Source organism: Paenibacillus solisilvae (genome assembly GCF_042656405.1).
Classification (GTDB): domain Bacteria; phylum Bacillota; class Bacilli; order Paenibacillales; family Paenibacillaceae; genus Paenibacillus_Z; species Paenibacillus_Z solisilvae.
In genome coordinates this window covers 1-23,451 of sequence record NZ_JBHSOW010000082.1, presented here as the reverse complement: position 1 = coordinate 23,451, position 23,451 = coordinate 1, and the positions used below count along the sequence as shown (strand labels likewise).

Sequence of the window (23,451 nt, the reverse complement as noted above, 5' to 3'; positions counted from 1 at the left end):
GCTTTTTAAAACCTTTATGACAGGTCACTCATGTTCAGTTTTCAAGGAACAAATGTCTAATTTAGTTCTTCGTGTTGACCGCCAATCTCTCAGCGGCGACTTGATTAATATATCACATTCGCCCAATCAATTGCAAGCATTTTTTTTAATTTGTTTTCGCAATTGACATTGCCTCTTGTGACGCGAAAACTAATTTACCACATCCTTTACGTTATGGTCAAGCATAATCCTTTTATTCTTCGCAGTAACCGTGCCAGTCCCTAAAATAACACATGCTGCAGGCCCAACATAAGGATTATTCCAGGCAAGCCCAGTAAAACTACCGTACCAATTGTCGTTGGATTAAGCGGAACTTCAAATCCATGTACGATGCCGGAATAGTTAAGCAAATATAAGGCCATAGCTGCGACAACCAGATGAAGTGAAAAACGTTTGATCCAGCTCCAAGATAGCTTGTTTCTCAGTATTATTCCGACCAGCAGGAGCGAAGACGCTATTAATATAATTAACCAAATCATCTTCAAATGACTTCCCCCCTTATCGTTTCCTTAATAAGCACTGACCATTCGGATGTCTCGACTCGATGCAGCTTCGCCCTGCGAAGAAGCATTTCGTACCGTTTCTCAGCTGCTTCAATTGCAAATATGGCATAATCAATTTGGTCCTTACCAACCGCATATTCAAAATATCTTCCAGCGTTATCCCATTCTTTCTTAGCTAATTGGATCTCCGCATAGAGCTCCAGCGCCTCTTTATGAACCCCGGCATCGTATTTTTTCTTCTTTTTACTCTGCCAAAAGTTTTTCCATCTCATCGCAAATCCCTCCGCTTGTCCATTTTTTTGTCTTCATGCCTGTAATACATGTAGTACAAATGTATGAAATGGCGCGGAGAATAGAACGGCTTATATGAGTAAAGACACAAAAAAGCTCTGCGAGTGATCCTCGCAGAGCGGCTTAAATCAAAATTTCGTTTAGCTAAGTTCTCTTCTGCCTTCCAACGCTTTGGACAATGTAACTTCATCTGCATACTCCAAATCGCCGCCAACCGGTAATCCATGCGCAATACGCGTCACTTTAATGCCAAAAGGCTTAACGAGTCTCGATAAGTACATCGCTGTCGCTTCACCTTCAATATTCGGGTTGGTTGCCAAGATCATTTCTTGTATGCGGTCATCACTAAGCCGCCTTAACAGCTCGGCAATGCGGATTTCATCCGGTCCGATTCCCTCCATTGGTGAAATCGCACCTTGAAGCACGTGGTAGAGCCCTTGAAATTCTTTGGTTCTCTCCATTGCTACAAGATCACGCGATTCCTGCACGACACAGATTACAGTGTTGTCCCGAGACTTATCTTGGCAAATTCGGCAAGGATCGATGTCGGTAATATTGCAGCACACGGAACAGAAATGAAGATTGCGTTTAACGCTGACGAGCGCTTTGGCAAAATCTATTACGTCATCTTCTTTCATACGCAGCACGTGAAAAGCGAGCCTAGCCGCCGTTTTGGGGCCGATACCCGGCAGGCGGCTAAAAGCATCAATAAGTTTGGCTATCGGTTCAGGATAATACAAAGCGCAGCTCCTCTACATCAAACAATTCGGGTGCAGGCATCCACCGTTATTAAACGGCAGAACGCATCCTTCATCCTAGAACAATCCAGGTATCTTCATACCGTTCGTGTATTTACCCATGTCTTTATTCGCTACTTCATCCGCTTTGTTGATGGCATCGTTGATTGCAGTGAGCACTAAATCCTGCAGCATCTCGATATCGTCCGGATCTACTGCCTCCGGCTTGATAACGACGCTTTGTACGTTCTTATGGCCGTTAACGACAACTGTTACCACTCCGCCGCCAGCTGATCCTTCAATTGTCTTTGTACCCAGCTCTTCTTGCGCTTTAAGCATTTGCTCCTGCATTTTCTTAACTTGCTTCATCATTTGATTCATGTTGTTCATTTAATTAGTCACTCCTCAAGTTTAATTAAGATTGTTTTCCTACTTATCTTCCACAACAACAAGATCTTCCCCAAACAGCTTCACAGCCTCTTCAATCCATTCGGGCTGAGGCGGAGAGCCCCCTTGTCCGTCCGGCGTTAACGTTAGCATTTCGGCCTCGGGAGGAGGTCCCGCTTCGGCTGCCGTCTGCCATTCTTTGAGCATGACAGTGGCCAAACGTACCGGCCTTCCGAATACTTCCTGCAGCACACCTTCAATAACCTCTCGGTTGGCCGGCTTTTCCGTTGTTTCACGGTGAATCGAGTTCTTGAAAGCGACTAAGATCGTATTATCGGCTGCCGCCACGGGTTCGCCATTCACAAACCAGGCATGCGTAGAAATGTTATGACCCTTAACTCGCTGCAGGATGTCGCTCCACTTCATCCTTATCTGACCGAAGGCCTGACTCTCGACAGAAGCCAAGAAGGGCTCAAGTTTGACGGTAGATCTCATTCCGCCTGAACCCGATCCAGCCCGCGAACCAAAGCTGCCGCCTTTTGCACCGCTCTTCCCGGAAGATGCAGCCGCGCCGGCATTGGAAGCTGCTTCACCCTCCGGCCGTACACCATTACGCATCAGCTGCTCGATTTTACGCTCAAGTGCATCAATACGCTGCTGCATACGGAGTACATCGCCAGAAGAAGTTTTGCCAGCTCCCGATGGATCACTCGATTCTGGCACTTCCATAGAGGATGCAAGTTGAGCCGAAGCTGATAAGGCACCTGCCTCGGGCAGTGAGCATATTTTCATGAGAGCGACTTCAAGAATGGTCTGAGGCAGAGAAGCATGACGGATCTCCAGCTGATATTGGTTCAAAATATCAATCATCCGAAACAGCCGATCTGTGCTGAATGCCTCTGCAATAGAGCGGTATTTCTCCTGATCTACGATCCGTTCCGTGGATACCTTACTCTGCGGAGCAAGCTTGAGCACGAGCAGGTCGCGGAAATAGTACACTAAATTCTCCAGGCATTTGTCCGCACTCTTACCAGCCTGCATAAGCCCTTCTACAAGGGGAAGTATGGCTCCCGTATTGCGCTCCCGTATCGCTTCTGCCAGCTGTGCAAACTGCTCTGCTGCTAAACCGCCCGTGACTTCTACTGCTGAGTCTAATGTAATCCGTTCACCGCTGTATGCAGATACCTGCTCAAGCAGGCTGATTGCATCCCGCATACCGCCATCTGACAGTCTAGCGATATAGGCGAGCGCATCATCTTCAGCTTGAATACCTTCTTCCGAGCAAATTTGACGCAGCCGCTCCGTTTGCTCCGGCAAAGAAACTTGTCTAAAATCAAATCGCTGGCAGCGGGAAATGATCGTCGCGGGCAGCTTATGCGGCTCCGTAGTTGCAAGAATGAATATAACATGTCCCGGCGGTTCTTCCAGCGTTTTAAGCAAAGCATTAAACGCTTCTGATGTTAGCATATGGACTTCATCGATAATATACACTTTATTACGGACTTCAGAGGGCGCATAGCGCACTTTATCTCTGATATCGCGAATCTCATCGATACCCCTGTTGGAAGCGGCATCGATTTCCACAACATCCATAATCGTACCTGCGGTTATTCCCCGGCAGGCATCACACTCATTACAAGGCTCTACAGCGGGACCGCGTTCGCAGTTAATCGCTTTAGCCATGATTTTGGCCGCCGTCGTTTTCCCTGTTCCCCGTGGACCGTTAAAGAGGTACGCATGAGAGACACGCTGCTCACGGATCGCATTTTGCAAGGTTTGTACGATATGCTGCTGGCCGACCATATCCCGGAACGTCTGCGGACGCCAGGCTCTATATAGCGCAATATGGGACACGCGGATCGTTCCTTTCGGCTCTGACATCTATGGGCTTTGCCCTATCTTCCTATTATACACGAACGCGTTGTTCAAAAAAACCGTCTCGTCGTTGTAAAATAGCTGATTCATAGAAGAAACGCAGGTGGCGGATGAAGAGCCGGCACACCCCTTCAGCTCTAATAAGGAAGATCGACCGTAAAGCATGAACCGATCTCTGTCGATACCGCACGGATGGAGCCGCCAAAATCATGCATAATACGCTGACAAACTGAGAGTCCGAGTCCGGTTCCGTTGGCTTTCGTCGTTACGAAAGGGTCAAAGATCCTGTCTATTATCGATTCCAAGATTCCCGGTCCCGTGTCTGTAAAGTCGATCACCAAACTCCGTTCTTTTCCTTCGCCGGCTGTATAGCCTTTAATTGTTAATTCTCCCCCTTGGGTCATCGCCTCAATGCCATTCTTGCAAATATTAAGGTAAACTTGCTTAAGCATCTCATGGTCAGCCGTTACAAACGGCAGCTGACCTTCCGATGTCCAACTCACAGTAACACCGTAGAGGAGCCCTTCGCTTGCAATAATGGGCATGATTTCACGCATAACGGATTCCACATTGACCCATTCGTTCATTGTTTTCCTTGGCTTGCTCAACATAAGAAATTCATTGACAAGCTCATTAATACGATCGAGTTCAACCAGCATAATCTCGGTATATTCCGCCTCTTTGTTCATGCCACGTTCTATCGTTGTCTTACGGAATATCTGCACAAAACCACGAATTGCCGTCAGCGGGTTACGAATTTCATGAGCTGCCCCTGCTGCTACCTGTCCGATCATCGCCAGACGGTCACTGCGCAGAACCTGCTTCTCAAGCGAACGGAGATTCGTCACATCCTTGAAAATAATATAAGCACCTGCCACCCCTCCTGGCGGACTGTGCAGCAGACCTACATCCATAAGCAGCTCGGTATGCCTATCCTCAAAAATCCAGGTTAACGGATAATTCCGAACCGGGATGCCTTCATCGAGGGATTGGCAAATGAGGGCGTATTCATTTGGTGCATTGGCAAAAAACTTCATTAGAATCTCATTCATAATCGAGGTCTTCGGAAAGCCCAGCAGCTGACTGGCAAGGGGATTAATATCGATAATGCTTCTGGTATGCCTGTCGAGGAGGATGACTCCTATATGATCATCGCTTAGCATCGTTTCACCAAATTGTTGGACTAGGCTTCCCCCGGATAAAGGTTCCAGACTGTGCAGGAGCAGCAGCATATAATTGCCGCCTGTTTCGGCCTTATTGAGAATTGGCATACAGGTTACCCGAAGCAGGTCTCCACTGGCTTTGTTCAATGCTAAGGGGAAAGGTTCAACTGACAGCTGTTGAAATTGTTCTAGAGCCGCGCTTCCTTCAGTTTCTGTGTTACTGAAGCGCTCACTGTCAGTAATTACTTGGATAGAGCGAAGTAGAATGTCTGCAGCCGTGTAACCGGTTTCTTTTAAAAATAAAGAGTTGCACTGAATGATCTCTGCTCGTTCATTAATGGCAAGTATCATTGTATTAGGCAGCTGTTCCGAGTACTTGCCGATTTGCTGAAAGCTGAGCTGTTCAGCTGACGCTTGTGGAATTTCGTACATAGCGATCTCCTCTTCATTAAATCCGTTCTTATTTCTTTCGCGCCAAAATTATGAAAATCCTGCCAGAAATGAAAAAACATCCTGCCGGACTCAAAGTGGAGTCATGGCGGATGTTAGTCGGCTGGTTCATGTTAAGTTATAGTACCGTGCACCTATCTTCGATGTATGCAACCCAGGCGGCCCTTTTACTCCCAGCTCGGGTCAGGCACTCCTCCGGCACATGAACGTACCTGCTTATGGCTGCTTCCTTCCGGACCTGACCGGGTTCACAAGCGTCCATTGCGGAGGACCCATCCTTCAACACTGGTTATAAACACCAGCCCTGCATCAACATAACCTCTAATAGGAATTCAACCTCGCTACAGCGGATTGCGAGTTACAGGGCACCGCTACCTCCCCATCTAGCACGGCAGAGATAAGTATAGCTTGTTCTGACTTAAAGTGCAACTAGCAGGAAGAAGTTACGTAAAGCTTCACACAAGAAAATGAATTACAATAACTCTCCAACCGGTTTAGAATTCACAACGATTGAGTTGCGGACAATAAATTCACCGTACAATAAAGTCTTCTCTATAGGACGGTTCGGATGATTAATCCGTCTTAGCAGCATCTCGACAGCCCGTTTTCCCATAGCCTGTTTAGGAACATCAACGCTGCTCAGAGAAGGGACATACTGCATCCCTTCCTCGGAGTTGTCGAAGCCGGTAACAGAAATCTGTTCCGGAATCGAAACCCCCAGTTCACGTAATGTATTCATAACGCAAAAGGCCAGGAAGTCGTTAGCGCATGCAAATGCTGTTGGAAGCTTGCCGCTTGCATGAATTTGTCTCACTGTGTCTGTAACGGATTTATACTCATTCACGATATCAATGGCAAGCAGCTTATCCGAATCCTGCGGTACAGGAATTCCCTGCTCCTCGAGAACTGAACGGAAGCCCATCCAACGATCATAGAAGCTTCTCGAGTACCGCGGGTTGCCGACAAAACGAATCGCCGTATGACCTAGTGCGGCCAAATGGGCAGTCGCCCTGCGCATGCAGTCGTAGTTGTTCATAAATACGGTATCCGACGGTACAAGCTCCTCCTCATGATCAACCAGCACGAATGGAATCTCCGCTTGACGTACGTCAAGCAGCACCCGGCTTGATATGAGGCCTATGCCAACTAAGCCAAGAATACCTTGAGGATTTATAATCGATAAGAAATTATCTGTATTATGCTCAGTCACCATCATGACCCCGATACCCTGTTCTTCCAGGCTCATGGTGACTCCATCAATAATTCGTCCCCAATAGAGTGATTCTTGGTTCTGATAACGAACATTAGGAATCAGGACGATAACCGTGTTCTTCGTTCCAGAGCCCTTCTGCTCAACAGCTTGAAGAGGCAGCTGCCGAGGTTTAAGCCTTACTCGACGCTGCGAGTAATAGCCGAGCATGGATGCGGTCTGAACGATCTTTTCTCTTGTTTCTTCGCTTACGCCATGCTTGCCTGCCAAAGCTTGCGAGACCGCAAACTTTGAGACTCCGACTCGGTCGGCTATTTGCTGCATCGTCACTTTCTTCATAAAACCACTCCACATTTTAGCGCATTGTGATTAATTTTATCATAACAATCCATGAAAACCAATCGCTATTTGATTCTGGATGCCTAGCCTGCAAGGATGTAAATAAGCGAAAACTTAACCTACGACCCCAGTACGTTCCACACTTTCAACGAAGAAGCGCTGAACAAACAAATACATAATAATAAGCGGCGCTATTGCAAGCAGAATACCAGTGTCAACAATCATCGAAATATAGTACGGATCGACCCTAAAATTAGGATCTCCGCCGCTGAGGGCCGCCACAAGTACCTGGTTGGCATTAAAGCCAAGCATCGTAATTTCCATCGACATCACATGCGATTGATTCATGAATGTTGCAGTCATGAACGAATCATTCCACTGCCAAACGAATGCGAACAGCATAACTGTGACGATAGACGGAATCGCATTAGGCAGCATAACGCGGAAGAAGGTCGTAAACACACCGCATCCGTCAATAAATGCCGCCTCTTCGATTTCTTTGGGCATCCCTTTAAAAAATTGCCTGAAAATATAAATATAAAGACCGGATTTCAGTCCATTGGCTGTCGCAGATGTGATGAGCAGCGGCCAATACGTATTAATTAAATTCACACCGTCTTTCCCGGTGAAGAGATGATAAATACCCAGGATGTCAAAATTTTTAAAGTGCAGGTAGAGCGGCACCATCAGCGTTTGCGGCGGGATCAGAATCGTCAGAATAACAAGTATAAATAAGAACCCGCTCCCTCTGAATGTTAGCCTCGCAAACGTATACCCAGCCAGTGCCGATGCTATCGTCTGCAGAAGCATGGTTGAAGTGCTAAGGAAAATCGTATTCATCAGTGTGACGGGATAATTCATCATGGTGTAAGCGTATTTCAAATTGCTTAGTGTCAGATGATGAGGGAGCCAAACAATGTTCGGATTAAAAATATCCTCTTTGCTCTTGAAGCCGATAGAAAGCTTCAATAACAACGGGTACAAAATGACATAGGAAATCCCGATAATGAGAACCGTGCGCAGCAGCACCCACAGCCAATGCTTTTGCTTTTCAATGTTGAGCATATTTTGCACCGGACGTTTGAGCTTATAGCTCAAACGAAACCCGGTTTCTTTATCTAATACCTCTCGCATACTCGTCCCTTCTTTCTAACTGTTGTAGAATACTTTCTTCGAAACAAAATATCCGATGACAGCTAAAATGAGGGCCACTACTGTCGTATACATCCAAGCCATTGCCGAGCTCAAACCAAAATTCAATGATTTGAAAGCAGCATCATAAATAATTTGAATCATCGTATTATCGGAGAATGAATCGATGATCGTATAAATGACATTCGTCAGTATGAGCGGACTAACCATAGGAAACGTGATTTTCCAAAACATCTGGTAGCCCGTCGCCCCCTCAATCTTAGCGACTTCATACATCGAGGAAGGAATGGATTGCAAACCAGCGAGAAAGATCAGGATTTGTATGCCCGAGTGGCTGATGATGTCGTAAATTCGATCGACTGCACCTACTAAATAATCAACAAAGCTTTCATTAAAGCCTGATTCAATTAGTAAATCACCCATATTAAAGCTGCTTGAAAGTTGACCGCTGCTTAGACCGAGATCACTGGCCTGACCGGATGTAACGCTTGTCATCAGACTATTCATCAAGCTTGTAGCCTCCGCAGACGCCACAGCACCCGAAGCAAGAATAACCGGAAGAAAGAAAATTGCACGTACAATCGTTCTTCCGCGATACTTCTGATTAATTAAGGTTGCTGAGAACAAGCTGAAGAAAAGCACCAGCGGCACACTGACAATCATTGACGTAACGGAATCAGACAGAACCCGGTTAAAGTCAGCATTCACGAATAAGGCTTCCTTAAAGTTGGCTAGTCCCATCCAAGTAAGCGAATAGCCTGTTGGTGTTATCTCCAGCTTGCTGAAGCTGAACCGAATGGATTGGAATAACGGTGATGCGAATAGGAATAAGAACCCCAGCAGCCAGGGAAGAAGGAACAGCACGCCCGTTATGCTTTTTTTCTGAGACAGCTTTAATGGCTTCATTATGAACGGCTCCCCCTTCCCGCATCCGTAAGCGGCTGCTGAAGCAATGCATATCCCATTGGCGATACGGATTGTCCCGCTGCTTCAACAGCCTCATTCGTGTAGTTCACTACAATTGTTTTGCCGCTCTCGTAGGAAGTTGCATAGACACCTTCTTGAAGCATGGTATGGCTCGTCATTCGTTCATTCTGAACATCCTTAAGCGCCGCATTAATTTCTTCATATACCGAAGCAGCATCTTTAAGCCAAGGCTTATATTGCACGGAGTAGAGGTTGTTGAAAATCGTCTCTTTCACTTCAGAGGCATCGGCATACGTCCAAGTGAATCGTATGTTCGATCCGTATTCCAGAGCTTTGAGCATGTTGACACGAACATCTTGGGAATCAGCAAGGTTGAACGGTTTCCCCGTATACGAAACATAGCCATGCAGCACCATCTGGTAGAAAGGAACCGTCTCATCGGTAATGTTAAACTGGGTATCCGTAAGCGGAGCATCCACGATATGTTTAGCAACTCCCAGCGAATAAGCATTGCCTCCAGAAACGAGTAAATCAGGTGCAGCCTTAGCAAGTTTGCCCATTTCGTCCGTAACAATATTGGCTGATTGCTGGCGATTCACGATGGCAGAGACCTGGTAATCCGGATCCAAGCCTTTGCCCATATCCCGCAGCGATAAGCCGTTCAGATCTAGATCCTTGTAGTCACTAATGAAGCCTTTAACAATAGAAGGAAGCTTAGCCGGCGATAACAGCCAGTTCGTTCCAAGATTAACATTCATTCGCATGTAAGCAGGATCGTACGGATATTTCTCAATAATTTGTCTGGTGATATATCTCGATGCGTCCTTGGAAGGAGAAAATCCCCATGTGTCATGGTAGACCGTCAGGAACGAAGCATCCGGATACAAAGCCGCACCGTTGTCCTTCAAATAAGTATTCAGCTCTTCAAGCCCCGAACGTCCGCCAAGTTTCCTATCCACTGAAATATCATCCGGCAATTCGTGGTTAACCCCATCATTGAACCAACCCAGGTAGCGCATGCGGACATTCCCAATGCCATTGTCTTTCATCTCTTCCGCTATTTGCTTCGCTTGAGAGAACGTCGTCAGCGGCTCCATCGCTTCATATGGAATTCCTAGAATGGACTTGCGCTTCGGAATATCACCTATGATATCAACGTAGAATGGTACGTCTTCTTGCCCTTCCGTTTTTTTCATCCCGGCCGTATTCACTAAATAATGCTGGTAGGTCTTGGCGATCCCAGCGTAACTTGCATCATCCCCGTAAAGGAAGCCATAGCGTATTGAAAGCTCGGCATTCGCCTTCTCCAGCTGCACAATAGGCACATAGTTGAAAGTTTGCCCATTGCTCATCGGCAGCTCATCCCAGCTGCGAATCGTGAAGCTTCCATATACGTAGTTGTATGAATTCGTGCGCCCGCTAACCTCTGCATTAATGTTCGCTAATGCCGCGCCTTTCTCAATAATTCCGTACATCGCATTCTCACCGGTTTTGATACCGAATACCGGCAGCTTTATCCCTTCTGCATTCTGGGGTTTAGTCCTTTTGCGGATGGCCTCATCTGCTCCGTACACCGGCTGTGAATAAATGTCATCGCTAAATTTGCCATTGTTCAGGTAAATCAAGCTTCCTGAACCATCCGGGACCAGCATGTACCCTTTATCTTTCAGTCCACCGGCAGAGAAATACGGGAGCATATTAATATCCGATATCGTATAGTTGCTCGGTTCCTTAAGCTCGGAGGTCTTAATAGCAGCTACCAGATTCTCACCGTCAAGCACATACTGAACAGGAACCGTGAAGACCGGTTTGGCATTATCCGCACCATTTCCAGCTTGATTGGCCTTATTATCTGCAGCCAAATCTTCTGCTGTATAGCCAGCTTCCTTAAAGGCCTCGGTCACCCGAAGAAGAGCTACATTGCTTTTAAGGGAACTGTCGAACCGGGTGTAAATGGTTTTGGAGGCATCAATTTGATATTTACGATAGACGTATTCTGCATCTGTCTTTTTAATTTTGGCCATGAATAGATCAAGTCGTTCTTTGGTAATGACCTTAGGCAGTGCATCAATTCCAGCCGTCAAATCCCCTAGCGTATACTCGATTTGAACACCGCCGGAGACGAGGTTGACTTTAAATTGCTTTTTATCAACCGCATCATTGAAACTTAGAAACGTTTTGCTGTTGCCCGCTGCATCTGAGAATTGCAGGGATAGCTGAGAGGCTAGCCCCTGCTTCTCGAATGCGGACGCCTTGGCATCTTGGTCACGATCCTGCGGGTTCGTATACCAGACATGTCCCGAGCGCTTATCGTAAACTGCAAGCTCTGCCGTTGTCTTATTCATATACAAGGCAAGTGTATCGTTCTCGGCCGCCTTCTCCATACCGGGGACACTGCCTTCTTTGGCTTCGAAGGCCGCTTGGACCGGTGTGCTGCTTGAAGCCGCATTTGACGGGGGCTTCTTCACTGTTCCGGTAAGCAGGGTCTGCGTGTCGTTACCCTCTTGTTTATTCACAATAACCAGTGTTCCTGCACCTGTGACAACGAGGCCAAAAACAATCGATATCCCAATGAACTTCTTCAATTTAAGCTTCAATTTCTTTCGCCCTCCCATCACGACCAGAACACGATTTCCCTATATATCGTCTCAAAGAAAAATTGGATTTGCTGGATTAAACTAAAGGTCAGTAAACCTAAGAAAATGATAATGCCCATTACAATAACCGTAAGTCCCATGGTAACCACTGTCATGAGCGGTGTGTACTGGTGAATCGTCATCATCCCAACAAACAGCAGCCATGCCGCCCAAACCACCGCAGCGGAATTGAAAAAGTAATAAAAGGCGCCTTCCTCCATGGTGATAAAGTGACTCATGATCATGGTCGGCACATAAACGACAATAAGCGGAAGCACCGCATAACCGGTAGCCGTCAATATTTCTTTAAATTTCCCTTCCCCATCCATAAGCACCGTTAAGGACCAGTTAGAGATACACCATAAGAAAAATGGCAGAACGATATACTTGAACTCGTTAATGCTGTTTAAATATTGCGGATTGTTGAAATTATAAAGGAAGCCCACGTACTGGCTGCGCAGTATTTGCACAATAACCAGAAAGAAAAGAATGATGTACGCAATGGTCAGTCGTCCCTTTTCTTCATACTTCATGTCCCAGAAGCCATCGAATGGACGAACGAGAACCCGAAAAGGCAATGTAAGTAAATCAAGCTTCATGCGTCACCGACCTCCTGCTTCGAATAAGTATGAAAATTCGCCAAGCCGCAATAACCGCAGCCAGAAGCACAATATAGGTTAGCACCTCTCCCATATGCGCACGCATCCATTGCTTACGGTCTCTTGCAAAGGCGATGGAATAGTATTTGCGGTCTACGCCTAGCTCGAAGCTGCGCATGGCTGACTTGTAATCCTGCTCGCGAAGCTGTGCTTTACCGATCCCGATATAAGCAATATCGTAGTTCGCATTTAGCTGCAGCACCTTCTCCCACGCCTTAGAAGCTTCTTGTTCCTTACCGGCTTCATGCAGCCTGGTAGCTTCATTGACTTTCATGCCGAATAACGTCGGTTCAAAGACCGTTATTCGACCCGTGCCTCCGTCCAGGACGAGCACCTTTTCACCGACTTTATCAATAGCCACAGGCGTTTTGAACGTTCCTGCGCGCGATCCGATCTCACCGAAAATGTATAACAGGTTTCCTTCCTGATCATAAGTGAATATACGGCCCCGAAGCGAATCTAACGCATAGTAGCTTCCTTCAACCGTTGATTTAATGTCTATGAATTGCGATGTTCCTGCACGATCGCCATCCAAAATGCTGAACACAAGATCGCCGCTTACCGTAAAGTTACCGAAACGCTTCAGAACATCCTTACCCGAAGGGTTCAGCCGTTTGATGGGCGCATCTGTTGTTTTGTCTATGTTTGTCGCAAAAAGAAAGCCCTTCTCATCAATATCCATATTGGTGAATTCAGTCGGGACAAACAAATTCATCTGAGCTCGCTGCGCCTTGGTGGAAATCACCTTCCAGAAATAATCTGCAGGATTAGGGGTTATCGTGTTCGTTCCGATATAACCGATAAAGGCACCTTGATCATCGAACTGCATGATCCCCTCAAACACACCCTTGGCAACCACATATACCCGGCCCGCACGGTCAACGGACAATTTAACAGGGTTAAAAACAAAGTCTGACGCAAGTACATCCGACTTGGGATGGTCAATCTGCCTCAAATATTGCCCTTCACCATTCAGCAGTACGACCCGCTGATTCTCATAGTCCGCTACGTAAATCGTTCCATCTTCTTTTACAAATAGTCCTGTCGGCTTGTTAAAGAGGTCCGGCTTTCCATCATGATCGAATTGATTGATCGTGCGAATGACCTTCCAATTCGAATTCAGAACCACGATACGCTGGTTGCCCGTATCTGCTATATAGATCGTCCCGTTCTTGGAAACGAACAGATCGCTTGGCCCTTTGAGCTGTCCGATTGTCAGCTGGTCACCCGTAATGACCTTTGAGGGAAGATAAGATGCCGGAGAAGGTACAGAGTCCTCCCAAACGGAATAATTATAGCTGTCATACGGCGCAGCCATGGCCAGCGGACTTACGATACCCGATAGCAGCGCCATGATCAGCATGAACATGCTTAAACGAAGTGCTTTCAACGCTCGCCCGCCCCCTTAATCTTTCATCCCGGATGTCGCCATCGTCTCGATAATGCGGCTTTGTGAGAAAATAAATAATCCAATGGGGACGGACATGAGGAGCAATGCTACGGCAGAACCAACTCCAGCCCGAGCAATACCACCCTGAACAATTTGTCCCATTGCGTAGTGGAGCGGCTTTAACTGTTCGGCATAGATGAAACCGCTTCCATCCGACCCCCATAAGAGCTGGAATAACAAAATAATTAGTGTTAACCAAGCAGGTTTAACGTTAGGCATGACCACAGACCAAAAAATCCGATATTCGGTCGCGCCGTCGATTTTAGCCGCTTCAAGCAAGGCATCTGGAATCTGTTCCATGAATTGCTTCATTAGATACAGACCCAGCGGGAATGCAAATGCCGGTACGATGACCGCCCAATAGGTATCAATCCAGCCCAGCCAGGACATGATCATGTAATTGGGAATAACGGTAACTTGCGGAGAGAACATCAGAGAAAGGACAACAATGGTAAACAGAAGTCCTTTGAATGGAAAATGATGCTTCGCAAGTGGATAAGCAGCGGCGCTGGCCAGCAGCACGTGCCCAATAATACCCGCTAAAGTAATGAATACCGTGTTGAAGATATACCTGGAGAAAGGTACCCATGAGTCTGCCAGCAGGTTAAACAAATCGCCGAAATTATTAATCGTTGGATGTCGAACAAGAAAGCGCGGCGGAAACAGAAACAATTCATCCAGCGGCTTAAAGGCGTTGTTAATGGCATAGATAAGCGGCAATGCCATGAATGCACCGAAAAAGGCCAACAGAATAAATAGGGAAATGTTGCCAGCCATCGATCGATTAACTTGTTTACGTCTGCGGGGCAGCGCAAATGCTAATTTCATTGCCTACTCCCCCACTTTCCGCAGTAATTTTTGAACAATCAGGTTCGTACCTACCATGGCGCCAAATAGCAATGTCGCGATAGCGGAAGCATAGCCCATCTCAAATCGAATCGTTCCGAAATCGATCAAGTGGGTAACCACTGTCTCTGCTGCATAGTTAACGCTTGGGAAGCCAGCCATATTCATAGCCACATCCGCTACAGCGAATGAGGTTGTTAACTGAATGACCGCACCGAACATCAACTGCGGCCGCATGGAAGGCAGCACGATATACCAAAGCTCCTGCCATCTATTCTTGACACCGTCCACTGCCCCAGCCTCCAGCAGCGTCCGATCAACCGTCTGAAGCCCAGCGATAAAGGTAAGGAAACCTGTTCCTAAACTAAGCCAGAGCTGTACGAGCATAACGATAGGCAAAATATAGGCTTCCGTCTTCAGCCACAATATAGGCTCGAGGATGACTCCAATCTTGATGAGCAATCCATTGGCATATCCATAACGGTCGCCCGAGAAAATCATCTGCCAGATGAAATAGACGTTACCTGAAATAGAAGGAGCATAAAAGATAAGCGTCATGAATGCCCGAACCTTAGGGGAAAGCTCGTTAATCAGCCATGCGAAGAAAAAACAGGCAATGTAACTGAGCGGTCCCGTTATGGCTGCGAATAGAAAGGTGTTCTTCACGGCTATTAGAAAGACATCATCGTTAGTCAAAAGACGCGTATAGTTCTGCCAGCCGATCCACTTCGGAAATTCAAGCATATTAAAATAGGTAAAGCTGATGACGACTGAAATGACGACGGGCAGTACCGTGAAAATAAAAAATAGCAAAAAATAAGGTCCCATCAGCACATAGGAATGCTTATGCTGTTTCATATCAGCCATCACACGCTGCAGCCTCGTTGGCCTCGTAATTTGCGGCAAGGCGATGGACGTCGGAACGCTGCTCGTCTCTCTGCTGCTCGTAGGCAAGATTCATCACCCCTTATGGCGGTAGGCGCTGTCACTGTTTGTACAGCGCCGTAACATATATTCAATACGGCAATTCATTAATTATTCGGGAGATTAAATTCACGCCGCTTCAGTTTAATCTCTTGATTGATCGTCTCAATATAATCCTCAAGCGTCTCCCTGGCACCTGTATTCGCTACGTTAACAACTTTCCAGAAGGCGTTATCCAAGTGACGGCCTAAGAAGTATCCACCTGGTACTTGCGGGATGCCTCTTACCCACTTAAATTGCTCGGTAAGGTTCTTATAATCCGCAAGCGGCCAAGGCAGCTTCTCAAGCGCTGCGATATTAGCCGTAGGATAACGGGCGGCTGCGCCCATTAATCCTTCCATCTCCCGGCCAAACGTCGTTTGCGTTGATTCGTCTGTCCACCATTTCATGAATTCCCAGCTAGCTTGTTTATCATCCGCTTGTTTCATCATGACAACTGCAGAGCCGTTGCCTGCTACTTCACGGTGGATTTGTCCGTCAGCTTGCTTAATGCCCGGCACCGGCACAAACCCCCATAGTCCGCGAATCTCCGGCGCAGAAACAGCTAGTTGATTGTACACCGAGTAATCTGCCAGACCGATTGGCATTTCTCCTGTACGGAAACGGTTAGCAAAATCAAATTCAACCGGTAATCCATAATCTGTATAGAATTCCGTCCACTCTTTGAACGCCTTCATTCCAGCTTCAGAGGAGAGCGCGCTTTCCTTCCCATCCTTTGTATAGAACTGGCCGCCATTCTGGTAAAGCAGCATTGCCATTGTTGAGTTTGGATCCGGGTTCTGATAGGCCTGAACGGCTGGCGGCCGCTGAAGACCAAACAACATATGATTCTTGTTCAGAACCGGCAGCATATCATATACCTCATCCCATGTGTTCGGGATTTTCAGGTGAAGCTGCTCCATAATGTCTTTGCGGTAGAAGAGCATATTAAAAGTTTGCGTCTCTGGCAGAGCATATGTACCTGCCTCGTACCGATATGGAACAACCGCACTGTCTCTAAAGCGTTTTGCAACCTCTGCATAATCAGGAAATTGGGCTAAATCTGCAACCGCATCCCGCATCGCGTAGTTGACCGGTATATCGCTTGATACCTGCATCGCTACGTCTGGCCCCTGTCCGGCAAGAGTAGCCGGGAGCAGTGTATTGAGAGGTACCAGCTTGACGTTGACGCTAATTCCCGATTTCGGAGTAAACGTATCATCAATCATCGCCTTGACAACTTGCGATTGGTCACGTCCGCTGCCTATCCAAACCGTTATCGAACGGTTCGTATTCGACTTGGATACATTACCGATATTGCTGTAATCAATAAAGAACGAATACATAAACGATCTCATCTCATGCCAAGCTCTCGCCGGGAACGAAGCCTTGCCGTTTGGCAGCTTAAAATCCGGTGAGGATACATCAATCGCATCGATCTGCAGCGGCTGCTCACGGACAGTCAAGATCCATGTTCCTAAAGCACCGACATTAATGTTATAGCTAGCCAGTCTTTTAGGCAGTGTCTCCGGCCTGTCTGCTAAATCCGCAAGCTGATCGGCCATGGTCCGCAGAGATGCACCTTGAGAGCTGCTTGCACCTGCAATTTGTTCTAATCGATCAGCAACTTTATTGAGCGTATCGCTCTCACTCCGGAACGTTTTTTCCAAATCCGGAATCTGTTTCTCAACTTGATAATCCCGGTAAGCATCAGGCGTCGCTCCCGTAATCATCAGCACCTTCCGGTACATCTCGTTTAGCGAGAGGACACTATTCTCGACTTGACGAATTAGCGGAGCAAGCTGACCAAGCGTAACTTCGAGCTTCAGTTCATGCTGCCCTTCCGTCAAATAGAACAGATAGGGATTGTCGTCGCCACCAAGCACCTCCATACGCCAGTCGTTCTCGAAATAGAAAGGAATGTTCTCCATCTCTTCAAACGGAACTTTCCCGTCAACCGTTAATTTCCGTGTCGAGAATAATCCACGCAGGAAATTCTGCTTGGCCTTAAAACCAATCTTATATAAACCGTCCTTCGGAACAGTTATATTCCATGAGATCCACTGTCCAGGCAAACGCCAGTTCTTGCCTCCGACGGTGTTGATTTTTATCTTGGACACATCATAGGGTTCTACCGCAGGGGATGAACGGTCAGCAAGCGGATATAACGTCGGCGATGAGGTAGCTTGCATACTTTCGCCTTGTACGATAATTTGCTGATTATTCGTTTCTTTGTAGCCGCTAGCTTTGTACTGCTTGCTGAGCTCCTTGTAGGTTAGCGGATCGTCCGCCTGAAACAATTCGATACGATGAATAACTACGGGCTCACGCTCTGAGCGCAAGGCGATATTATGCTTGCCTTTCGTTAAGAAAAACGAAAAGGGCTTCTCGTAATAGCCCTCGCGGTCTTGAAATACCGCCTCTAACCAAGTCGGCTTCTCCGCTTGCTCCGGGCGCAAATCATTCCCTTGATTATCCTGTTCGACATTCGGCTTCTGGTTACCCCAAACGCGCGGCAGCTGCATATTAGCCGCTTCAGCAAATGGAAGTTTGCCGTCGATCAGTACCGTTCGCTCAATGGATCCGCTTTTGCCTTCAATCGGATAATAGGTTAATCCAATGTTGTACAATCCATCTTCAGTCACATCGACATCCCAGCTGATTGTACCCTCATCACTGGTTTTGACCGATTCCCCTTGAATACCTTGAAAATCACTAAGTCCCTCTGCAGCCATGCCACCCGCAATCTGGTATTGCGATAAGTTCAAAGGTATGGATAAATCCGGCTTCACAGCCGACGGATGTGCAAGCAAATAACGATCATATCCGTCTTTCTTGGATGACACCGGCTGAGGCAGATCACTTTGTGTAAGATTAATCGCAGTACCTGATGAAGATTGTGCCGTTGATGACCCTACTAGGGAAATCGTCAGTATTATGGCGGCGATCAGCAACAGCACGAGTATGGTCGACTTCTTCGAAAACAATGAACCGATCAACTTGTTATCCCCCTTTCCCATAGGCAGTAGACCATGGAATAAGGATAGGAAGCCCCTTGAAGCAGGCTTCCTCCGTATCCCTTATTTTCAGTTATCGTTTTATTGAGCAGCTTTCAGGATTTTGTCCATCGCCGCTTGTGCCGGTTGTTTGAACTTCTCGGCAGCTGTTGCAGCTGGCACTTTATTCTTGGTAACTTCGCCTACGAAATCAGCGAATGGGAAGCCTGGGTAAGCTGTAAAGTTCATGAATCTCACTTTACCAGCCATACCTTGAATCAATTCGATATCTTTTGGCGTATTCACGATTTGCTCCAGCCACTCTTGACCTGGATATTCCTCTTTGGTAGGAATGTCGTTAATCTCTTCATAGATTTTCATAACGAGATCCGGGTTTTTAACGCCTTTAGGAATGAACCATGCGTGTCCGCCGCCCGTTACCGGGTTCACATAGTCGGTTGCTTGCGGACCTTTAGGGAAAGGAACATAGCCGTAATCGATTTTCTTGCCTTTATATTCACCATTCAGCCAGCCGAACGCATAAGTCATCGCAACATCGCCATCACCAAATGTTACACGTTCTTCCCAGTTGTTAACGTCGCCTTTTTTAACTTTTACGACATGATCCACATTGTACATTTTGTTGAGGAAATCAAGGGCTTCGATTGTTTTAGGATCAGAGATCATCTCTTTACCTTCAACATCATCAGAGACCGCGCTGCCGTTAGAGGCGATTAGGAATTGAGCCGTCTCAAAGTTCCAGCCCGACCAGCCGTAAGTATCCGGTTTACCATCATTATTGGTGTCTTGCGTCGCTTTTTTAGCTAAATCTTCAAATGTATCCCATGTCCAGTTACCCTGATCAAAGATCTCTTGAGGGTCTGTAAGCCCAAGCTTCTTGAACAGATCACGGTTGTAGAAAACACCTTGATCATTAATTGGATTTTTACCATCGAATCCATAATCTTCACCTTTGAGCGGATAAGCTTTGCCAAATAATTTCGAATCGTCGATATTGGTATAATCGTTTAGTTTAAGCAGTTGATCCTTGAGCGAGGCTACAAGAGCCCAGTCATACTGCAGCCGCACAATGTCGGCGAACGGCTGTCCGGCAAGAACTGTTGTTGTAAATTTGGCTTGATATTGATCGAAGGGAACGTTTACATATTCGATCTTCACACCGTATTTGGCTTCAACCTCTTTGGTTTTCGCGATACGGGCGATGCTGGAGTCGGAATCCGGTTTTGGCGTTCCGTCCCACCATGCTGAGATCTTGATTGTACGTCCTGCCAATTCTTTCTTGATCGTCTCCTCTGCAGCTGCATTATCTTCTGCCGGTTTATTATCTGTAGTTGCATTAGCTGCCGGCTCATCGGCTGGTGCATTTGCAGGTGTGTTAGCTGGTGCATTAGCCGGTGCATTTTCACCATTCGTATTTGCTGCGTTATTACCCCCGCCACAAGCTGCAAGTCCGGTAACAAGAATACATGACATTAACATTAGTCCCACACGATTCATCTTCTTCATTCAGCGACGCCTCCCATTTTGTATTGCGATCACAGAATTACTTGAAACCCGATTAACTCCACAGAATAACGAAAGTGAGATTTTGTAAATAATAGCGTTTACATTAAATCTAACAACACACCCCGTTTCCTTTTTCATGAATCCCCTGTTCTATTGTTTTGTTATTCAAATATTGGATTACAAAACAATTAAATAACAATTTTAAGTATTCGTCAATACTTTTTTGCAAGCGTTACCAATTAAATAAAACGACATCATTCGACAGTTTCAATTGCATTTTACTCCACCTGAATTGTCAAGAAGAATAACATTAGGAATCATTTAGTTGATATCTCAAACTCGATTTGCTAAAAATTAAAAAATATCTCCCATTAAGTTAGTTATTCTGTTATTCTGTTTTTAATAAAATCAAATAACAAGGAGATAATACATGAACTTATCTTTCGATACCGTCCCATTTGCCAACTTTATAACCCGAGAGGGTGATCGGTTATTCGACGGACAAGAAGAATTCCGATTCATATCCATCAATATTCCGAATTTACATGTAAACGAAGATCCCCTGCCTCACTGGCACCGGGTTGATGCATGGGAAATAGAAAACGCCTTCAAAACAATCCGGTTGATGGAAGGACGTGCTACGCGCATTTATACCTTCTCTATACGAGGGGGATTAAGACCTGGCAGCGATGGAATTGCCCATATATACGGTCCAAACAGCTACGATGAGCAGCTCTTCTGCGACTTAGACCTTGTCCTTGCTCTTGCTGCTAAGCATGGCGTTCGTGTCATCATTCCTTTCATCGACCAGTGGCCATGGTTTGGAGGAATCGAGCATTTCGCGGCTTTCTTCAACAAATCGCCAAAGGAATTTTGGATTGATCCCGAGATTCGCCAAGCTTTCAAAAATTTCATTTCGTTTGTCATTAATCGCACGAATACGGTTACCGGCCAGCCCTATAAAGAAGATAAAGCGATTCTCGCATGGGAAACCGGCAATGAACTCGATAGCCCCGATGAATGGATTTCAGACATCGTATCGCATATCCGCAGTTTGGAGGTGAAACAGCTTATTCTCGATGGCCGTTACGGGGTTTCGCCTGCATCCGTAGAAAACCCCGCTATCGACATCGTCTCCAATCACTATTACATCGACCGCGGCACCGATTTTATTGCCAGAACTACAGCTGACCGCAATCTTGCGAGAGGCAAAAAAGCGTTTCTCGTCGGGGAATTTGGGCATTCGAAGGCAGAGGTCATGTCGGAGCTGCTGGATGAGGTCGTATTGAACGGTACAACAGGGGCAATGGCTTGGAGTCTTCGCTACCACAACAAAGACGGCGGTTTCTATTATCAGGGGAATCCTGCTCTCGGTGAGAACCACTGCATGAACTGGCCTGGCTTCTCCAGCCGCCCAGGTGAGCGCGAGAAGATGAGCAGCCTTCGGGAGCATGCTTTTGCCATCCAAGGAAAAGCTGTCGAGCCGAATCCGATTCCGGAATCGCCGGAGCTTCTGCCTATTCAATCCCCCTCTCAAATTGCTTGGAGAGGGTCAGCTGGAGCGGCCTTTTATACGGTTGAACGTGCTGAACACCCCTCCGGACCTTGGGCTGTCATTGCCGAAGAGGTGCATGAGCATGGACTGAAGTATATGCCATTTAGTGATAAACCTCCTTACCCAGCTGCCTACTTTTACCGAATGTGTGCCGGAAATGAAAGCGGCTTATCCAAACCATCCAATGTTCAGACCGTCTACTATAAAACTCAAGGAGTTGAAACTGCTTAATGATCATGAAGCTAACGACTGAATCAGCCAAAGCAAACGGTGATGTATCTATCGCAAGTGAACGAATGGGCTATGTTGGACAGGGATATGCAACCGGCTTTCTCCAACAAGAGGATAGCCTCACCTTCCCGATCACTATGGATGAGGAAGGGCAATATCAGATTACAGTGATGGCTGCTGTCACCATTTTCGGCGAAGGTCCGAAATGGAACGCATTCTTTGTGAACGGTGATAAGCTTGGGGATATTATGACTCCTGATACCCCTGATTTTGTGCCTTGCATGTATCCTAAAGCCTATCTGCGTAACGGGATCAATGAAATTACAATCATGAAGAACTGGGGCGGTATCGACATCGATAGCATTCTAATCGAGAAAGCACCCTCAACAGACCGCAGTCGGTTCCATGTAACACCCTTACTGGTTGATTCAAACGCAGCGCCTTATACCCGTCGTCTAATGAATTATCTGTGCGACAGTTATGGTCACCGCATTCTATCCGGTCAGGAAACAGGAGGCAGCAATCCTCCTGAGCTCGAAGTGATTAAGCGGGAAACAGGGAAGCTTCCTGCAATTAGGGGACTCGACTTTATCGACTATTCCCCTTCCAGGCTCCCATTTGGTTCTACTTCCCAAGAGACAGAGGAAGCGATTGCATGGTGGCGCGATGGAGGAATCGTCACCTTTTGCTGGCACTGGAATGCACCGACTGACCTCATTAATCAGCCAAATAAAATGTGGTACAGCGGCTTTTACACGTATGCCACGGAATTCGACCTCGCCAAAGCGCTGGAAAATCAGGAATCCGAAGCTTATCGCCTTATCTTACGGGATATCGATGCCATCGCTCTGCAGCTGCAAATCCTGCAGGAGCATGAGGTGCCTGTATTGTGGAGGCCGCTTCATGAAGCAGCCGGAGGGTGGTTCTGGTGGGGGGCTAAAGGAGCTGAAGCCTGTATTCAATTGTGGCGGCTCATGTACAAGAGGTTGACCGTACATCATCAGCTGCATAATCTGATCTGGGTATGGAATGGTCAGGGCAAGGATTGGTATCCCGGGGATGATGTAGTCGATATTATCGGCGAAGATATTTATGGAGGGCCGCGATTCTACAGCTCCCAGTATGGTAGATTCCACGATGCATTAAGCTACACAACTGCGAATAAGATCATTGCTCTAACTGAAAACGGAACGATTCCAGACCCGGATTTACTGGAACAGGATGAAGCGGCATGGGCTTGGTTCTGTACTTGGGCAGGCGAGTTTGTTTGGAAGGAAACATCCGGTGAACGCACTTATTCTGACAAACATACGGAAGTGAACATGCTGCGCAAAGTCTATAGCCACTCCAAGGTGGTAACCAAAGACCATCTTCCAAATTTACAGACATACCGCCTTTAACAAGTCTATAGGGACCTAAAAATAAAAGAGCTGCAGCAGGGGTTAAGTGAACTGCACCCCGTCAAGTAGACAGTACAAATAAATAAAGGCAATTAGGCGGCCTTAGTCCTGTACT

The 23,451-nt window shown here is 46.7% G+C and carries 18 protein-coding genes and 1 other RNA gene; 2 read left to right on the top strand and 17 right to left on the bottom strand.

From position 1 onward, the window contains the following. Positions 1 to 260: 260 nt before the first annotated feature. From ACFPYJ_RS22915 to ACFPYJ_RS22835, 17 genes are all read right to left on the bottom strand, one after another. Positions 261 to 518 carry a pro-sigmaK processing inhibitor BofA family protein gene (locus ACFPYJ_RS22915; RefSeq protein ID WP_379190555.1) on the bottom strand — a complete coding sequence of 86 codons (258 nt, stop codon included), beginning with the start codon at positions 516 to 518 and terminating at the stop codon, positions 261 to 263. A 2-nt stretch (positions 519 to 520) separates the two neighbouring features. Continuing rightward, positions 521 to 814, bottom strand: coding sequence for a DUF2508 family protein (locus tag ACFPYJ_RS22910; RefSeq protein WP_379190552.1), 294 nt, complete (start codon positions 812 to 814; stop codon positions 521 to 523). Between the two features lie 159 nt (positions 815 to 973). Continuing rightward, positions 974 to 1,573 carry a recombination mediator RecR gene (gene recR / locus ACFPYJ_RS22905; protein ID WP_379190551.1) on the bottom strand — a complete coding sequence of 200 codons (600 nt, stop codon included), beginning with the start codon at positions 1,571 to 1,573 and terminating at the stop codon, positions 974 to 976. A gap of 75 nt (positions 1,574 to 1,648) precedes the next feature. After that, on the bottom strand, positions 1,649 to 1,960 hold the full coding sequence (locus ACFPYJ_RS22900; RefSeq protein ID WP_379190550.1) for a YbaB/EbfC family nucleoid-associated protein: 312 nt from the start codon (positions 1,958 to 1,960) through the stop codon (positions 1,649 to 1,651). A gap of 39 nt (positions 1,961 to 1,999) precedes the next feature. Beyond that, positions 2,000 to 3,811, bottom strand: coding sequence for a DNA polymerase III subunit gamma/tau (gene dnaX, locus ACFPYJ_RS22895; RefSeq protein ID WP_379190554.1), 1,812 nt, complete (start codon positions 3,809 to 3,811; stop codon positions 2,000 to 2,002). Positions 3,812 to 3,969: 158 nt separating this feature from the next. Beyond that, on the bottom strand, positions 3,970 to 5,427 hold the full coding sequence (locus ACFPYJ_RS22890) for an ATP-binding protein (protein WP_379190549.1): 1,458 nt from the start codon (positions 5,425 to 5,427) through the stop codon (positions 3,970 to 3,972). A 144-nt stretch (positions 5,428 to 5,571) separates the two neighbouring features. Further along, an RNA gene (ffs, locus tag ACFPYJ_RS22885) (signal recognition particle sRNA large type) lies at positions 5,572 to 5,837 on the bottom strand. An 80-nt stretch (positions 5,838 to 5,917) separates the two neighbouring features. After that, complete coding sequence (locus ACFPYJ_RS22880; protein ID WP_379190548.1) at positions 5,918 to 6,994, bottom strand: LacI family DNA-binding transcriptional regulator; 1,077 nt, start codon at positions 6,992 to 6,994, stop codon at positions 5,918 to 5,920. A gap of 114 nt (positions 6,995 to 7,108) precedes the next feature. After that, positions 7,109 to 8,128 carry a carbohydrate ABC transporter permease gene (locus tag ACFPYJ_RS22875; RefSeq protein ID WP_379190547.1) on the bottom strand — a complete coding sequence of 340 codons (1,020 nt, stop codon included), beginning with the start codon at positions 8,126 to 8,128 and terminating at the stop codon, positions 7,109 to 7,111. Positions 8,129 to 8,143: 15 nt separating this feature from the next. Next, the gene (locus ACFPYJ_RS22870; protein WP_379190546.1) at positions 8,144 to 9,052 is read right to left on the bottom strand and encodes a carbohydrate ABC transporter permease; all 909 of its coding nucleotides are present in this window, start codon (positions 9,050 to 9,052) and stop codon (positions 8,144 to 8,146) included. Continuing rightward, the gene (locus ACFPYJ_RS22865; protein ID WP_379190545.1) at positions 9,052 to 11,670 is read right to left on the bottom strand and encodes a DUF5696 domain-containing protein; all 2,619 of its coding nucleotides are present in this window, start codon (positions 11,668 to 11,670) and stop codon (positions 9,052 to 9,054) included. The genes ACFPYJ_RS22870 and ACFPYJ_RS22865 overlap by 1 nt, the downstream gene beginning before the upstream one ends. 17 nt (positions 11,671 to 11,687) lie before the next feature. Then, positions 11,688 to 12,308 carry a Yip1 family protein gene (locus ACFPYJ_RS22860; protein ID WP_379190544.1) on the bottom strand — a complete coding sequence of 207 codons (621 nt, stop codon included), beginning with the start codon at positions 12,306 to 12,308 and terminating at the stop codon, positions 11,688 to 11,690. After that, entirely contained in the window at positions 12,298 to 13,758 is a 1,461-nt protein-coding gene (locus ACFPYJ_RS22855; protein WP_379190543.1) for a gluconolactonase, read from the bottom strand. The genes ACFPYJ_RS22860 and ACFPYJ_RS22855 overlap by 11 nt, the downstream gene beginning before the upstream one ends. Before the next feature lie 15 nt (positions 13,759 to 13,773). Next, positions 13,774 to 14,646 (bottom strand): carbohydrate ABC transporter permease, encoded by an 873-nt coding sequence (locus ACFPYJ_RS22850; protein ID WP_379190542.1) that lies wholly within the window; start codon positions 14,644 to 14,646, stop codon positions 13,774 to 13,776. A gap of 3 nt (positions 14,647 to 14,649) precedes the next feature. Then, entirely contained in the window at positions 14,650 to 15,531 is an 882-nt protein-coding gene (locus ACFPYJ_RS22845) for a carbohydrate ABC transporter permease (RefSeq protein WP_379190553.1), read from the bottom strand. A gap of 164 nt (positions 15,532 to 15,695) precedes the next feature. Continuing rightward, positions 15,696 to 18,626, bottom strand: a complete 2,931-nt coding sequence (locus ACFPYJ_RS22840) for an extracellular solute-binding protein (RefSeq protein WP_379190541.1) — start codon at positions 18,624 to 18,626, stop codon at positions 15,696 to 15,698. 99 nt (positions 18,627 to 18,725) lie between these two features. Then, a complete protein-coding gene (locus tag ACFPYJ_RS22835; protein WP_379190540.1) occupies positions 18,726 to 20,150 on the bottom strand; it encodes an ABC transporter substrate-binding protein in 1,425 nt (474 codons plus the stop codon). A 430-nt stretch (positions 20,151 to 20,580) separates the two neighbouring features. Here ACFPYJ_RS22835 and ACFPYJ_RS22830 point away from each other — a divergent pair, with 430 nt between their 5' ends. Both ACFPYJ_RS22830 and ACFPYJ_RS22825 read left to right on the top strand, forming a co-directional pair. Then, positions 20,581 to 21,936: a glycoside hydrolase 5 family protein gene (locus ACFPYJ_RS22830; protein WP_379190539.1), complete on the top strand. Its 1,356-nt coding sequence runs from the start codon at positions 20,581 to 20,583 to the stop codon at positions 21,934 to 21,936. After that, positions 21,936 to 23,336 carry a glycosyl hydrolase gene (locus ACFPYJ_RS22825; RefSeq protein WP_379190538.1) on the top strand — a complete coding sequence of 467 codons (1,401 nt, stop codon included), beginning with the start codon at positions 21,936 to 21,938 and terminating at the stop codon, positions 23,334 to 23,336. The genes ACFPYJ_RS22830 and ACFPYJ_RS22825 overlap by 1 nt, the downstream gene beginning before the upstream one ends. Positions 23,337 to 23,451 lie beyond the last annotated feature (115 nt).